Source organism: Gammaproteobacteria bacterium (assembly GCA_029884425.1).
In the GTDB taxonomy this organism is placed as follows: domain Bacteria; phylum Pseudomonadota; class Gammaproteobacteria; order S012-40; family S012-40; genus JAOUHV01.
This window is the reverse complement of record JAOUHV010000066.1, coordinates 1-13045: the sequence shown is the minus strand read 5'-3', so window position 1 is coordinate 13045 and position 13045 is coordinate 1. Positions and strand designations below refer to the sequence as shown.

Here is a 13045-nt window from a genome sequence, read left to right as displayed (position 1 = left end):
TATCCTGTTCTACAATTTCTCGTCATTTCTTGAAGATCCGTTGATGCTGTTCCGCATATGGCAGGGCGGCATGTCATTCCACGGTGGATTGATCGGCGTGATCGTGGCGATGCTGCTGTTTGCCAGAAAGAAAAAAGTTGGCTTCTTTAATGTTGCTGATTTTGTCGCGCCGTTGGTGCCGCTGGGTTATTTCTTTGGACGCATGGGAAATTTTATCAATGGCGAACTTTGGGGACGTCCTACTGATGTAGCTTGGGGGATGGTTTTTCCGCACGTGGACAATCTGGTGCGTCACCCTTCAATGTTATATCAAGGTGTGCTGGAAGGAATCGTGGTCTTTATTATGCTGTGGTTGTACTCGAAGAAAAAACGCCCGGCCATGGCTGTATCTGCCATGTTCCTGATCCTGTTTGGTGTGTTCCGTAGTTTCAATGAATTTTTCCGTCAGCCCGATGCGCAGTTAGGATTTATTGCATTCGACTGGATGACGATGGGACAACTATTGTCTATTCCGATGATTATCGCAGGCGCAATCATGTTGGCTATTGCCTATAAGCGCTAAAAAGTTAGGAGTTTTGTGTGAGTTTGCATCCCGAACAACAATATTTGGATACGTTGCGTTATTTGCTGGAACACGGTGATGAGCGGGTTGATCGTACTGGTGTGGGTACCCGTGCCACGTTTGGCGTCACCATGCGGTTTAATTTGCAAGAGGCGTTTCCTGCCTTCACCACCAAACGAGTGTATTGGAAAACCGCGATCAAAGAAATTTTGTGGATGTTGAGTGGCGGTCGCAATGTGCGCGAGCTTCTCGAGCAAAATGTCCATATCTGGTCCGATTGGCCGCATAAAAAATTTGTTGATGCCAGCGGTGAAAAAATTTCCATGCAGGAATTTGAACAGCGCATCTTGGCCGATGCGCAGTTTGCCCAGCAATGGGGTGACTTGGGCCCGGTTTATGGATTTCAATGGCGTCACTGGCCTACGGCATCCGGCGCAGAAATTGACCAGGTTAGCCAGGTGCTGGATATGTTGAATAACAATCCAACCTCGCGTCGCTTGATTATTGAAGGCTGGAATGTCGCGCAACTGGATGACATGGCGCTGCCGCCTTGCCACAAAACCTATCAGTTTTATGTCGGTGGTGGAAAATTATCCCTGGCGTTGTATCAGCGCAGTGCGGATATCCTGCTCGGTGTGCCGTTTAATATTGTGAACGGTGCGTTAATGACGCATATTTTTGCCCAACAGGCTGGATTAGAGGTTGGCGAGTTTATTTGGTTTGGTGCGGATGTGCATTTGTACACAAATCATGTTGAACAGGCGGCATTGCAGTTGTCCCGCGAACCAAAAGCTTTACCATCGTTACAGATCAAGCGTAAAGCCGCGAGCTTGTTCGACTACACGGTCGAGGATTTTGATTTGCTTGGCTACGATCCACATCCTGCCATTTCAGCACCGGTGGCTGTGTGATGATGATTTCAATGATCGCCGCCATGGGCAGGAACCGCGAAATTGGTAAAGACAACCAATTATTGTGGAAACTGCCCAATGACATGAAATGGTTTGTCGCCAATACCAAAGGCAAACCCATTATTATGGGGCGAAAAACCTTTGAGTCGTTCGGCAGCAAGCCACTGCCGAATCGACTGAATATAGTGGTGACTCATGACAGACAATATCATGCGCCCGGTGCGGTGGTTGTGCATGATGTCGATCAGGCGATTGCAGCAGCGGGCGATGTGGATGAGGTTATGATTATTGGCGGGGCCTCGTTCTATCAGCAACTGTTACCCAAAGCCGATCGTTTGTATCTTACCTACGTTGATGGTGAGTTTGATGCGGACGCCTGGTTTCCCGAGTTCAACAATAATCATTACCAAATTGTATCTCGTGAAATCCATCAGGCCGACGAGAAGCACGCGTACCCCTATTTATTTGTAGTCCTACAACGCCTTCCTTGATTTTTTAATTGTCCATCTTCTGCTAGATTTACAATATTGTCGCACTTGTTTTTATAGGGGGGCGACAAACGTATTTCTGTTCAACAGCAATCGTTGTTGCTAAATGTTGAGTGTGAGTATTCCATGAATTTCATAAATGGCATCACCATTTTGTTAGTGTATCAATTGATCGGTGAAGTGACCGTAATTTCTCTCGGCATTTCTATTCCCGGACCTGTGCTGGGTATGTTCATGCTGTTTGTGACGTTGATGATTCGTAAAGGTGTGCCCGAGGCGGTGGAAGCCGGTGCCAATGCCTTGCTGAGTCATTTGTCGTTGTTATTTGTGCCTGCCGGCGTTGGTTTAATGGTGCATTTTTCGCGGATTAGTGACGAGTGGATTCCTATTGGTGTCGCCCTGATTGTCAGTACGGTGGTAACGATGATCTCCACGGCGTTTATCATGATAGGGTTGTCGCGGATCACGAACAAAAGGATCACCAATGACCGATAATTCTAATTTGGCATTGTTGTGGGTGTATTTGTCGGCTTCACCGTTGCTGGGGCTGACAATGACATTGGTAGCTTATACCATCGCCTACAAGCTATATGTGAAAACCAATTCCAATCCTTTGTTCAATCCGGTGGTAAGCGCAGTTGCAATGCTGATTATTTTTTTACTGCTGGCAGATATTGATTACCGGGAATATTTTGAGGGCGCCAAGTTTGTTCACTTTTTGTTAGGTCCAGCAACCGTTGCACTGGCGGTGCCGCTGTATCAACAGGCAGGGCGAATTCGTACCTTGTGGATGCCGGTGCTGTTGGCGATTGTTGGCGGAGTGGTCATTGCTTCGTTAAGTGCAGTAGCTGTCGCAGCGATGCTTGGCGCTAGCCTGGAAACACAGTTATCTCTTGCTCCAAAATCGGTGACGGCACCTGTGGCTATGGGCGTGTCTGAAAAAATTGGTGGATTGCCCTCGCTCACGGCGGTTCTGGTGGTGACGACGGGTATTTTGGGTGCGGTTTTGGGCGCGAAATTATTTGAATTGTTCAGAATCAAGGATGATGCAGTGAAGGGCATTGCCATGGGGGTGACTGCGCATGGAATAGGTACCGCTCGCGCCTTTCAGATCAGTTCGCAAATGGGTGCATTTTCTGGATTGGCAATGGCGTTATCGGCTCTGGTGACGGCATTGATGCTGCCTTGGATCGTTAAATATTGGGCCTTATTTTTACAGTGATGTTACATATTGGCCCTAGAGTTTTTTTAAGAACTGCCGGGTTCAACGCAAGAATTTAATAGTTGATTTATCCTTATTTTTAAACGCATTATTTTTCAGTGAGATTGTGATAACCCTCAGAAAGTAAAGCATAAAAAATAGCATATTGCCGCCGTAACAGTAGGCCAGGAGGAATGAATCATGGCTGATGTTCGGTACAAACTGCTAGTAGTGGATGATGATATGGAAATTCGTCAGTTTGTTGCAACGGTTTTGGGCGCAGAACTGTCGTGCGATTTATTACAAGCGGCGAACGGGAAAGATGCGTTAAAACTCTGTCGAGAGTATTCCCCTGATTTGGTGCTGCTGGACGTTGTAATGACCGGCATGGATGGCTTTGAGGTTGCGAAGCAACTGAAACGAGCGGCGATACCGTTTGTAGCGATGACAGCATTGGTGGAAAGTGAGCATATTCGCCACCTTGTTGACTTGGGTAGTTTTTCCTTTTTGGCTAAACCGGTGAGTCGTCAGCAGTTGCTTGGTACGGTTATCTCCGCCTTGTCACGTATTGCCCATGTGCGTGAGATTCAACGATATGCCGATTCGGCCGCCGATATTGGTACGGCGCGAGGTGCTATCTCCGCCTATTTTTCCATTCATCCAGATCAGTCATTTGATCTGCTCAAAGAGATGGCCAGAGATGTCCATGGAAATGTAAAGGATACCGCCCAAGTGGTGAATCAGTTTCTTGATTTTCTGGCCAGAGCCAACCAAAAGCGCGAGGCGCGGCAGATGCGCCAGAAAAAACGCTCATAGCGCGAGGGGCTTGCTAATCGGTTGTTAATATTGTATTTTATCAACGTTTTCGGTCCATAATATCCGCCGTCAACAGGGCACGTCCGTCTTCCGCGTGCAGAAGGATTTTTTGCTTGCACCATGCGAGCATGTCTGCGCGGAGATGGTTTGATGGACCAAAATAAAAACAATTCCCATTTAGCTACAAGTACAGACGAACAGCGACTGTATCAATTACTGAGGCACCAGGTTTTAAGCCATGTTGCCGATGCCGCTAGTCTTGCCGATTCCACTCGCTTTTACACGGATCATTTTGGCAATACCTACCTTGAATCAGGTGAACACGTATCGTTTGATCACAACCTGTGTTCAATTGTTAACGCATTGAACATTCTTCATCAGGGCTATCCGCAAATTGGACCTTGGACAAATGCGAGTCAGCGTCGCGCCAGTGTCCTGATTGTCGATGACGAAATGTCGGTTCGCTCCATGATAAAAACCGTGCTGGAAGATAGTGTTGATGCAACGATTCATGAAGTAGCAGGGGGCGAGGAAGCCCTGGCATTTTGTAATAATCATCGGCCTGATATTGTGCTGCTGGATATGGTGATGCCGGATGTGGACGGCTTTTCTGTAGCTAGGGAGTTACGGTTAAAAGGTATTCCTTTTGTTGCAGCAACATCGTTATCTGATTTGAAAAGCTTGCAGCGTGTTATTGAAGCTGGATGTCTTTCGTTCATCGCCAAACCCATGTCATTTTCGCAAGTGCAAGGCGTGATGATGGCTGCGCTCAAGCAGGTGAAGCATACCAGGGTGGGGATGGGGTTTGACCAATGTTGTGACATTTGCACAGCACGTGGAGCGCTTTCGGCGTATTTGGCGATTTCTCCGGAAGAAGCGTATGAAGTGATTCGCGAAATGGCCAGAGATAATCATGGCAGTAGTCGCGATATCGCCAAAGAAATTAATCAGTATGTCGATTTTATGGCGAAAATAAAGAACAAGCAGGTTGCGCGCAGCACACGCAAAGATTCGCGGCGAAACAACAATAAACGGCGCAACTAGTTTGCGCCAGATTATCGGTCGGGGTCGACATGGCGTCCACTGCTGTTGTTGATGCGAAACCAGCCGGTGATGCTTCGACGTGAACGATGCGCTGTACAGACTTCGTGTGGGAAACTTTCACTTAAAAAAACCACCAGTCGCCCAAATGTGGGCAATATTTCGGCAAAAGGTTCAACATCGTTTTCATTGCGGTACATTTTTAGATCACCGCCGTCGCTTTTTTTCCAGTCATGATTAAGATACAGAATTGTTGTTAAGCGTCGATTGCCTTGTCCTTTGAAGGCATCGACGTGACGTTTGTAATAGCTGCCCTGCGGAAAGTGCGCGTAGTGACATTCGTAGTCAAACAATCCCAAGAACAGCTCGCGATTGACGTGTTGTCGCAGTGACTCCATCCAGTTAAAGTAATCTGCCGTGGCAGTATCATCTTTGTTAAGCCAGTGAATAACGTCGGTCCTGATATCATCATTGGTGTGAAATTGGTCAGCTCGGCCAATACCTGCACGTTTGAATTGCGAGTTATCCAGCGATAAAAAATGTTTTTCCAGCTTGGCCAGTAACTCGCTGGGCAATGCCTGGTCGATAACGGCATACTGTTGTGTGACCAGGGTGTTGACGATGTGTTCAAATATGGTTGGTTCTGACGTATCGGTCGCAGGATTCAAGGCTGTTTTTCCTCGATAGTATTTACCGCAGTTATACCCGAAAATTGGCTGATTGTCGTCCATAAGCGGCGAGCGATTTATTTTTTACGAGGTGTTCATGAATACGTCCTTTGAAGGATTTTCGCCCAAGCTGTTCCAGTTTTTGCGGGATCTGAAAAATAACAACAAGGCATGGTTTGAACAGAACCGGGATCGTTACCAGCAGGACGTGGTTGAGCCGATGGTGGCTTTTATTGCGGCAATGGTAGAACCGATGCGGGAGGTTTCGCCCTATTTTCAGGTGGTGGCCAAGGCCCATGGCGGCTCGATGTTTCGTATCTATCGGGATACCCGGTTTGCCAAGGACAAGCGGCCCTATAAGGAAAATGTCGGCTGTCAGTTTCGCCATGAGGTCGGCAAGGATGCTCACGCGCCGGGGTTTTACGTCCATCTGGAGCCGGATAATATTTTCTTCGGCGGCGGCATTTGGATGCCACCCACGCCTGTGCTCAACAAGGTGAGGATGGTGATTCAGGCTTTTCCTAAATCCTGGGAGCAGGTGGTGGAAAATCCGGATTTCAAATTGCGCACCCACGGGGTTGAGGGCGATGGTTTGATCAAGGTGCCGCGGGGATTTGCCGAGGATCACCCCTTTATCACTGATATTAAAAGAAAAAGCTATTATGCCATGGGGCAGGCGACCGAGTGCGAGGCATGCCAGCCAGAATTCGTTTCGCAGGTGGCAGCGACTTTCGAAGCCGTGGCGCCCTTGATGAAGTTTTTGTGTCGGGCGTTGGAAGTTCGTTTTTAGAAAAAAACGCCAATGAGGTATCGAGCCTGGCGACTGTTTCGGGCATAATCCAGAGTCGAATAGTTGGCGAAATTGGATAAAGACATGTCACAAGCAAGCGCGCGTCATATTTTGGTTGAAACCCAGCCATTGTGTCTGGAGTTGAAGGCAAGGATTGAAGCCGGTGAGGATTTTGCCGAGTTGGCTAAAAAGTATTCAACCTGTCCCTCTGGGCGTCAGGGCGGTGCCCTGGGTTCTTTTGGTCCGGGGATGATGGTCGAGGAATTTGATCGCGTTGTGTTCAGCGCACCGGTAGGACAAGTCCAAGGTCCGGTACAAACGCAATTTGGTTACCATTTGATCGAGGTTACAAGCCGCACGAACTAGGTGGTCTGTTTTGCGCAATCCACGTGACGAAATTGTACCCGGTGATCCGGCAGTACTAAAAAACTGGCTGGTATTTCTGGGGCTGTATATCGCGTTCCTGCTTTGGCTGGAACCGATGATTGATTTTTTGATGACCATGCTGCCGCTGGATCGATCGCTGGCGGCGATTGATGCGTTTAATCAAAAGAAACACTATGTGGCAACCATTGCATTTGGCGTTGCTCGCAGCTTGCCGATCTTGATGTTTTTGTGGCTGGGTTATGTGGTTATGCAGGCGCAACGTCTGCCACCCAAACATATCAAACTGCCATTTTCGGTGAAGCTGATCAGTGGGCCCAGGGCGAAAATGATCGGCATGATGATGATGTCTCTGGCGCTGTTGCTGTTGTTGCGCGAAGTGTCGATGTTGGTGTCGGTACAACCGGTGTAGCAAGTTGCCACACGACGACGATTTTAGAAGAAAAGGAAGCGGTAATGCCGGCGTTTTACCAAGCCGTTTGTGATTGCGGATACAAAATCGATGGACTGGTTGATGGGCTGAATTCGCACGGTGAAAACTGGGCGATTGCCCAGTGTTGTTCTTGCAATCAGATGATTTCGGTTTCTGATCATGCGGCGTATTCGCATTGTGCCCACGAGTATCAGTTGTTTGCCTGCCCCTGCTGTGGGAGTGCCGATATTTTTCTTATTCCTGATCTGGATAGTTCGCTGCATTGCCCAAAATGCAAACACCAGACTCTGCAGCTTCATGAGACTGGTGTCGAAGCGGTCGTTGAATAGACGCCCCCGATTTCTGCTGTCCTCAAGCTTCCCGCCGTTCAGATTGTCGCTATATTAAAATAGCCTGTCGCTGCCAACTTGATACGCCGTAGCTGTATCGAGCGCGATAATTGCATTTATCCCAATAATGTTTGAACATGGCAAAAACCAGACTCAAGGGAGAGATGTTTTGTGAAAACGCTGCTGAATGCCTTAGAGGCGAGGGTGTTGGGCTGTATGATGGAAAAGGAAGTAACGACGCCAGACCAGTATCCTCTTTCATTGAATGCACTTTGCAATGCAGTTAACCAAAAAAGCAACCGTGATCCGGTGTTGTCTTTGTCGGAGTCAGAAGTTCAAGATGTGGTTGATCAGTTATTAAAAAAACATTTGCTCACCGACAAAAGCGGTTTTGGCAGTCGGGTCGCCAAATATCAACATCGCTTTTGCAATACCGAATTCAGTAAATTGAAACTCTCGCCAGGCGAGTTCGGTATTGTCGCCGTTTTGATGCTGCGTGGCCCGCAAACGCCGGGCGAATTGCGGACTCGCTGTGAGCGTTATCATCACTTTGCGGATGCGCAGGAAGTGGAGATGGTGCTTGAGCAATTGGCAGCCAGAGAAGATGGCGCGCTGGTTGAAAAATTGCCGCGCGAAACCGGTAAACGCGAAAGCCGGTACATGCACTTGTTTGCAGATGATGAATACGTGACGAGTATGCGCGATGCCATTCATGTGAGCGTTAGTCACCACGCCAGTGGTGGTTCAGGCGAGCCGAGCAGAATAGAGGCTTTGGAAGCCCGAGTGGAAGCGCTGGAACAGCAACTTGCGCAGCTCAAACAGCAGCTTCAGTGATGATTCCTGGACAAATCAGCTGCCCGATACGGTGCAGCTGATGGTTTGATGATCTGGCGAAATGGCAAAAATAGTTCAAGACGTGTAGCTATTTTTGCGCGAGTTGTAGAGGTCAACCAACTGCTGTAGTTTTTCCTCGTCATATTCCCGCAAACCACTTAGCACCATATTTTTTTCACCGCTACCGACGACGTTGCCGTTGCAGAGCAGTTGAAACTTCAATTGTGCATCGCCGCGCTTGCCGTCGACGGCCAAGGTGGCCTGGCTGAGTTCCAGTGAAGGCTTGGTGAAATCCAGTCGATCAAGCTGAATGACCATGCTTTCGTAAATCACCAAGGGGCGATCAGGATTAATCATCACCTGATGATTGGCCATCAATGGAACCAAAATATGCGGGAAGGTTTGTCCTGAAAACGCAACATAGGCGCTGGTCAGATTGGCGATGGTTTGAGGATCGAGTGTACGCTCGCCGTGGCGGGCAACACTCAGATAATCTTTGCCGCGACTGTCACTGATCGAAAATTCGTCGCCATTGGTGTCTGGCAAAATAATCGTGCTTTCTTCCGACACCATGCCTTGAAACACAAAACGCATATTCTGGCTAAGCCCGTACTTGTTGAGCACCAGCGAAAACAGCAAGTCGCCGGGAACGCAAAAACGCTTGGCATCGTGATCATGAATGGGATTAAAGTCACCTGCCATGTCTTTGGCAAATGAGCTGGCTTGCTGACGGGAAAAGTGGATGCCGTCAGCGTGTTCAGAGTAATAATTTTCTAGCAGCATGGACTCGTTCAGGTGCTTGGGGCGGTTTGAAGGACAAATCAGGGCTAATCATAGCAGGCTGATTGAAATAACGAAATGTTGAGCTTCGGGGCGTTACTCATTGAAACAAGTATGGTATGCTTCACCGCACTTCCGGCACTCATGCCAAGCCGTATTCGGGGACTGCCTAAATGACCAAAACCCAAGCAAATCAGCCGTTAACTGACCAGGAGTTGGTTGAACTGGACGATTTTTTGTTGTCTACCGATGAACAGAGCGGCGCTCTGTCCGTGGACGAAGCGCATGGCTATATCTCGGCGCTGGTGGTGTCTGATGCCCAGATTGAGCATCAGGAATGGTTGTCTGCAGTGCTGGCGGAGGCCGATTTTGCCAACGATGCTGAGCGCGATCGCATCGAAGACCTTCTGTTGCGGATGTACGATGAAATTGCAACGGGTCTGGAGGCGGGTCGTCGTTTTGAACCTCTGGTGATTGAAGAAGAGGAAAACGGCGAGATCCTCGAGATTCCCGAGGGTTGGTGCTACGGATTTATGCTGGGCGTGGCTGAAGAGCAGGATCGCTGGGAAGATTTGCCCAGAGAACAGCAGGAGTTGCTGGCACCGATCGCCAAGCTGGCTCTGACCTACAGTGAAGATGAAGACACCGATTTGGATGAAGAGGACTACGAGTCCCTGGTTGACCTGATTCCAGGATCAGTCAACAGCTTGTACGACTACTGGCACTAGTGCCAGCGGAGTCTCAAGCCTAACCCCGCCTACCGAGCGGGGTTTTTTTTGATAGTCATCAATTGATCATAATTTATCCAGTTGAGATTCTTAGGTTTTTCTGTGCTTTTTGAGTGTTACGGCATCTTTTATGCCTAGCATTCATCGAATGAAGCAGTGAGCGAGAGAGGTAATTTATATGAAACCAGAAACAGTAGACGCCCGCATTACACCCGAAGGCCGTCTGGATATTCTGTCACAGGCAGAAGTCGCAAAACTGCTCGATAATAGCCAGGGGGGGCTGTACAACATTTTTCGCAATTGCTCGCTGGCCGTGTTGAACTGCGGTAACACGATGGACGACGGCAAGGCGCTGATGGACAAATACAAGGATTTCGAAATCCGTATTGTTCCCCAAGAGCGCGGCATAAAGCTGGAAGTGAAGGGCGCGCCCGCTAACGCCTTTGTTGACGGCAAAATGATTAAGGGCATTAACGAGCATTTGTTTACCGTGCTGCGGGATATTGTCTACATCAGCGATGAAATTGAAGACAATCCGAAATTCCGTTTGGACGATTCCGAAGGCATCACCAATGCGGTGTTCCACATTCTGCGCAATGCCGGTGTATTAGCGCCTGCACCCAATCCCAATTTGGTGGTGTGCTGGGGCGGGCATTCGATCAAGCGACATGAATACGAATACACCAAGCATGTTGGCTATGAAATGGGGCTGCGTGGTTTGGATATTTGCACTGGATGTGGTCCTGGTGCGATGAAAGGCCCGATGAAAGGGGCAAACATTGCGCACGCCAAGCAGCGAATTAAAAATGGACGTTATGTTGGTTTGTCAGAGCCAGGCATTATTGCCGCCGAGTCGCCCAATCCGATTGTGAATGATCTGGTGATTTTGCCGGATATAGAAAAGCGTCTGGAAAGCTTCGTGCGTATGGGACATGGCATTGTGGTGTTTCCTGGCGGTGCGGGAACGGCGGAAGAAATTTTGTATTTGTTGGGTATTTTGTTACATCCGGAAAATGCCGATGTACCGTTCCCATTTATTTTGACCGGACCAGAAAGTGCGCGTGAATACTTCAAGCAAATAAATGACTTTATCGGCCTGACGTTGGGCGAAGAAGCGCAGCGCATGTACAAGATCATCGTCAACGATCCTGCTGCCGTGGCTCGTGAAGTGATCAAGGGCATAGAAACCGTTCGCGAATATCGTCGTTCAACAGCCGATGCGTATTATTTCAACTGGCGCCTGAAAATTGAGCACGAATTCCAGAAGCCATTTGAGCCGACACACGAGAATATGGCCAGCCTGGCACTGCATAAAAACCAGGAAACCCACATGTTGGCAGCGAACCTGCGACGCGCATTTTCCGGAATTGTCGCCGGTAACGTGAAGGAAGACGGTATCCGCAACATCGAAAAGCATGGTCATTTTGAAATTCACGGTGACCCTGCGGTGATGGAACCGCTGGATGCCTTGCTCAGTTCCTTTGTGAAGCAGCAACGCATGAAACTGCCTGGCAAGGAATATATTCCCTGCTACCGCATCATCAAGTGATCAAAATGTGCAAATGCATGACGGCCGGTTTATCCGGCCGTTTTTTTTGCTGATGTAGTACACTAGACGTTGAGATTTCAGGACGTTGATGCCGGAGGTAGGTGTATGGTCGACGAACAGCAGGCAGAAAGACAGACTAGGCGCTGGGTGGAGCAGGTTATTGTTGGCTTGAATTTTTGCCCATTTGCCAAAAATGAGCTGGTACAAAATACCCTGCGAATTTCTGTCAGTGATGCGACGACCATGGAGGCTGCGCTACATCGCCTGGCTGATGAGTGGCGTTTGATGGATGAAGACGGCAATATTGAAACGACTCTGCTGGTGTTTAGCCATGGCTTTGAGCGTTTTGACGATTTTCTCACGCTGCTGGATTATGCCGATCGCTTGCTGGAAATGCAGGGCTATGTGGGCACCTATCAATTGGCGCATTTTCATCCTGACTATTGTTTTGCTGACAGCGATGCGACGGATGCTGCCAACTACACCAATCGTTCGCCCTGTCCCACGCTGCACATTATTCGTGAAGCGAGCATGGAAGAGGTGTTGCGTCGTTTCCCAAATCCTGAGGCGATTCCTGTGCGCAACATGGAGCTTGCCCGCAGTAAGGGGTTGGAGGTTATGCGAGAAATTTTGGCTGGTTGCATAGCGGGAGAGAAGTGATGGCGTTTGTTGAAGTTTCAGGACTCACAATTTATCCACTCAAGTCGGCTGCTGGCGTTCAGGTTGAACGGATTGAACTCGATCGTTTTGGTTTTGTCGGCGATCGACGTTGGATGGTGGTGGATGATGCGGGACGATTTTTGACCCAACGCCGCTTACCTAGAATGTGTTTGTTGCAGGCACAAACCGATGAAAATGACAGCCTCACTTTAACTGCGCCCGGGATGGACGTGCTGCATACACCTGCGCCGTTTTATGCGGAATCCACGGTTGTACAGATCTGGAATGATGAATGTGCCGCCATTGATGCGGGTGATGATGCCGCGCGTTGGTTGCAGCAATTTCTGGGATGCTCGTGCCGTTTGGTGTACTTCCCGGAGGAGTCGGTTAGGCAGGTGGATACGACCTATGCGCGCGCTGGTGAGTTGACTGCGTTGAGTGATGGCTTTCCCATTTTGCTAATCTCTGAAGCATCATTGAGTGATTTGAATAATCGACTCGCAGCACCTGTGACCATGGACAGATTTCGGCCTAATCTAGTGGTCAAGGGCTGTCTGCCTTTCGCGGAAGATGGCTGGAAAACGCTGGCGTTGGGATCGTTGCGTTTACGTGTCGTCAAGCCATGCAGTCGCTGTATTATTCCTAATATTGATCAGCAAAGCGCGCAGACTCAGTCTGAGCCTGTGGCAACATTGACCACGTTTCGCCGTCAGGAAAATAAAGTGATGTTTGGTCAGAACGTGGTTCACGAAGGTCGAGGCAGCTTGGCCATCGGCGATCGACTGGAAATTATTGCCTAGATTCAGATTGAATCACCGACGTGATTGATGTGTGTGTGAGATCGATGCAGGCAGTGTTTGCAAGGCGCTTA

18 protein-coding genes are annotated in these 13045 nt (G+C 48.9%); 16 read left to right on the top strand and 2 right to left on the bottom strand.

Features of this window, described 5'->3' with window-relative positions:
- From lgt to OEW58_13100, 7 genes are all read left to right on the top strand, one after another.
- On the top strand, positions 1–562 hold a 562-nt coding region (lgt, locus tag OEW58_13130; protein ID MDH5302294.1), incomplete at its 5' end, for a prolipoprotein diacylglyceryl transferase.
- Between the two features lie 17 nt (positions 563–579).
- Positions 580–1473 (top strand): thymidylate synthase, encoded by an 894-nt coding sequence (gene thyA, locus OEW58_13125; GenBank protein MDH5302293.1) that lies wholly within the window; start codon positions 580–582, stop codon positions 1471–1473.
- Positions 1473–1964, top strand: coding sequence for a type 3 dihydrofolate reductase (gene folA, locus OEW58_13120; GenBank protein ID MDH5302292.1), 492 nt, complete (start codon positions 1473–1475; stop codon positions 1962–1964). The genes thyA and folA overlap by 1 nt, the downstream gene beginning before the upstream one ends.
- 123 nt (positions 1965–2087) lie before the next feature.
- A complete protein-coding gene (locus OEW58_13115; protein ID MDH5302291.1) occupies positions 2088–2456 on the top strand; it encodes a CidA/LrgA family protein in 369 nt (122 codons plus the stop codon).
- Complete coding sequence (locus tag OEW58_13110; GenBank protein MDH5302290.1) at positions 2446–3183, top strand: LrgB family protein; 738 nt, start codon at positions 2446–2448, stop codon at positions 3181–3183. The genes OEW58_13115 and OEW58_13110 overlap by 11 nt, the downstream gene beginning before the upstream one ends.
- Positions 3184–3363: 180 nt before the next feature.
- Positions 3364–3978 (top strand): response regulator, encoded by a 615-nt coding sequence (locus tag OEW58_13105; GenBank protein MDH5302289.1) that lies wholly within the window; start codon positions 3364–3366, stop codon positions 3976–3978.
- A gap of 150 nt (positions 3979–4128) precedes the next feature.
- A complete protein-coding gene (locus OEW58_13100; protein ID MDH5302288.1) occupies positions 4129–5022 on the top strand; it encodes a response regulator in 894 nt (297 codons plus the stop codon).
- Between the two features lie 11 nt (positions 5023–5033).
- Here the strand turns inward: OEW58_13100 and OEW58_13095 are convergent, their stop codons facing one another.
- Positions 5034–5687 carry a 2OG-Fe(II) oxygenase gene (locus OEW58_13095; GenBank protein MDH5302287.1) on the bottom strand — a complete coding sequence of 218 codons (654 nt, stop codon included), beginning with the start codon at positions 5685–5687 and terminating at the stop codon, positions 5034–5036.
- A 97-nt stretch (positions 5688–5784) separates the two neighbouring features.
- On the opposite strand from OEW58_13095, the gene OEW58_13090 reads away from it, so the two are divergent.
- The 5 genes from OEW58_13090 (at position 5785) to OEW58_13070 (ending at position 8457) form a co-directional block, all read left to right on the top strand.
- Complete coding sequence (locus OEW58_13090; protein ID MDH5302286.1) at positions 5785–6477, top strand: TIGR02453 family protein; 693 nt, start codon at positions 5785–5787, stop codon at positions 6475–6477.
- Positions 6478–6561: 84 nt separating this feature from the next.
- Positions 6562–6843, top strand: a complete 282-nt coding sequence (locus OEW58_13085; protein MDH5302285.1) for a peptidylprolyl isomerase — start codon at positions 6562–6564, stop codon at positions 6841–6843.
- A 10-nt stretch (positions 6844–6853) separates the two neighbouring features.
- Positions 6854–7273, top strand: coding sequence for a hypothetical protein (locus OEW58_13080; GenBank protein MDH5302284.1), 420 nt, complete (start codon positions 6854–6856; stop codon positions 7271–7273).
- Positions 7274–7317: 44 nt separating this feature from the next.
- The gene (locus OEW58_13075; protein ID MDH5302283.1) at positions 7318–7623 is read left to right on the top strand and encodes a hypothetical protein; all 306 of its coding nucleotides are present in this window, start codon (positions 7318–7320) and stop codon (positions 7621–7623) included.
- A 171-nt stretch (positions 7624–7794) separates the two neighbouring features.
- A complete protein-coding gene (locus OEW58_13070) occupies positions 7795–8457 on the top strand; it encodes a DUF480 domain-containing protein (protein MDH5302282.1) in 663 nt (220 codons plus the stop codon).
- Between the two features lie 75 nt (positions 8458–8532).
- On the opposite strand, the gene OEW58_13065 is transcribed toward OEW58_13070, so the two are convergent.
- Positions 8533–9240 (bottom strand): DUF3581 domain-containing protein, encoded by a 708-nt coding sequence (locus tag OEW58_13065; protein ID MDH5302281.1) that lies wholly within the window; start codon positions 9238–9240, stop codon positions 8533–8535.
- Positions 9241–9410: 170 nt separating this feature from the next.
- Here OEW58_13065 and OEW58_13060 point away from each other — a divergent pair, with 170 nt between their 5' ends.
- The 4 genes from OEW58_13060 to OEW58_13045 all read left to right on the top strand — a co-directional run bounded on the left by OEW58_13060 (position 9411) and on the right by OEW58_13045 (position 12974).
- Positions 9411–9965: a YecA family protein gene (locus OEW58_13060; protein ID MDH5302280.1), complete on the top strand. Its 555-nt coding sequence runs from the start codon at positions 9411–9413 to the stop codon at positions 9963–9965.
- A 178-nt stretch (positions 9966–10143) separates the two neighbouring features.
- Positions 10144–11514, top strand: a complete 1371-nt coding sequence (ppnN, locus tag OEW58_13055) for a nucleotide 5'-monophosphate nucleosidase PpnN (GenBank protein MDH5302279.1) — start codon at positions 10144–10146, stop codon at positions 11512–11514.
- 105 nt (positions 11515–11619) lie between these two features.
- Entirely contained in the window at positions 11620–12174 is a 555-nt protein-coding gene (locus OEW58_13050; GenBank protein MDH5302278.1) for a DUF1415 domain-containing protein, read from the top strand.
- Positions 12174–12974 (top strand): MOSC N-terminal beta barrel domain-containing protein, encoded by an 801-nt coding sequence (locus OEW58_13045; protein ID MDH5302277.1) that lies wholly within the window; start codon positions 12174–12176, stop codon positions 12972–12974. The genes OEW58_13050 and OEW58_13045 overlap by 1 nt, the downstream gene beginning before the upstream one ends.
- The last annotated feature ends 71 nt before the right edge of the window (positions 12975–13045 follow it).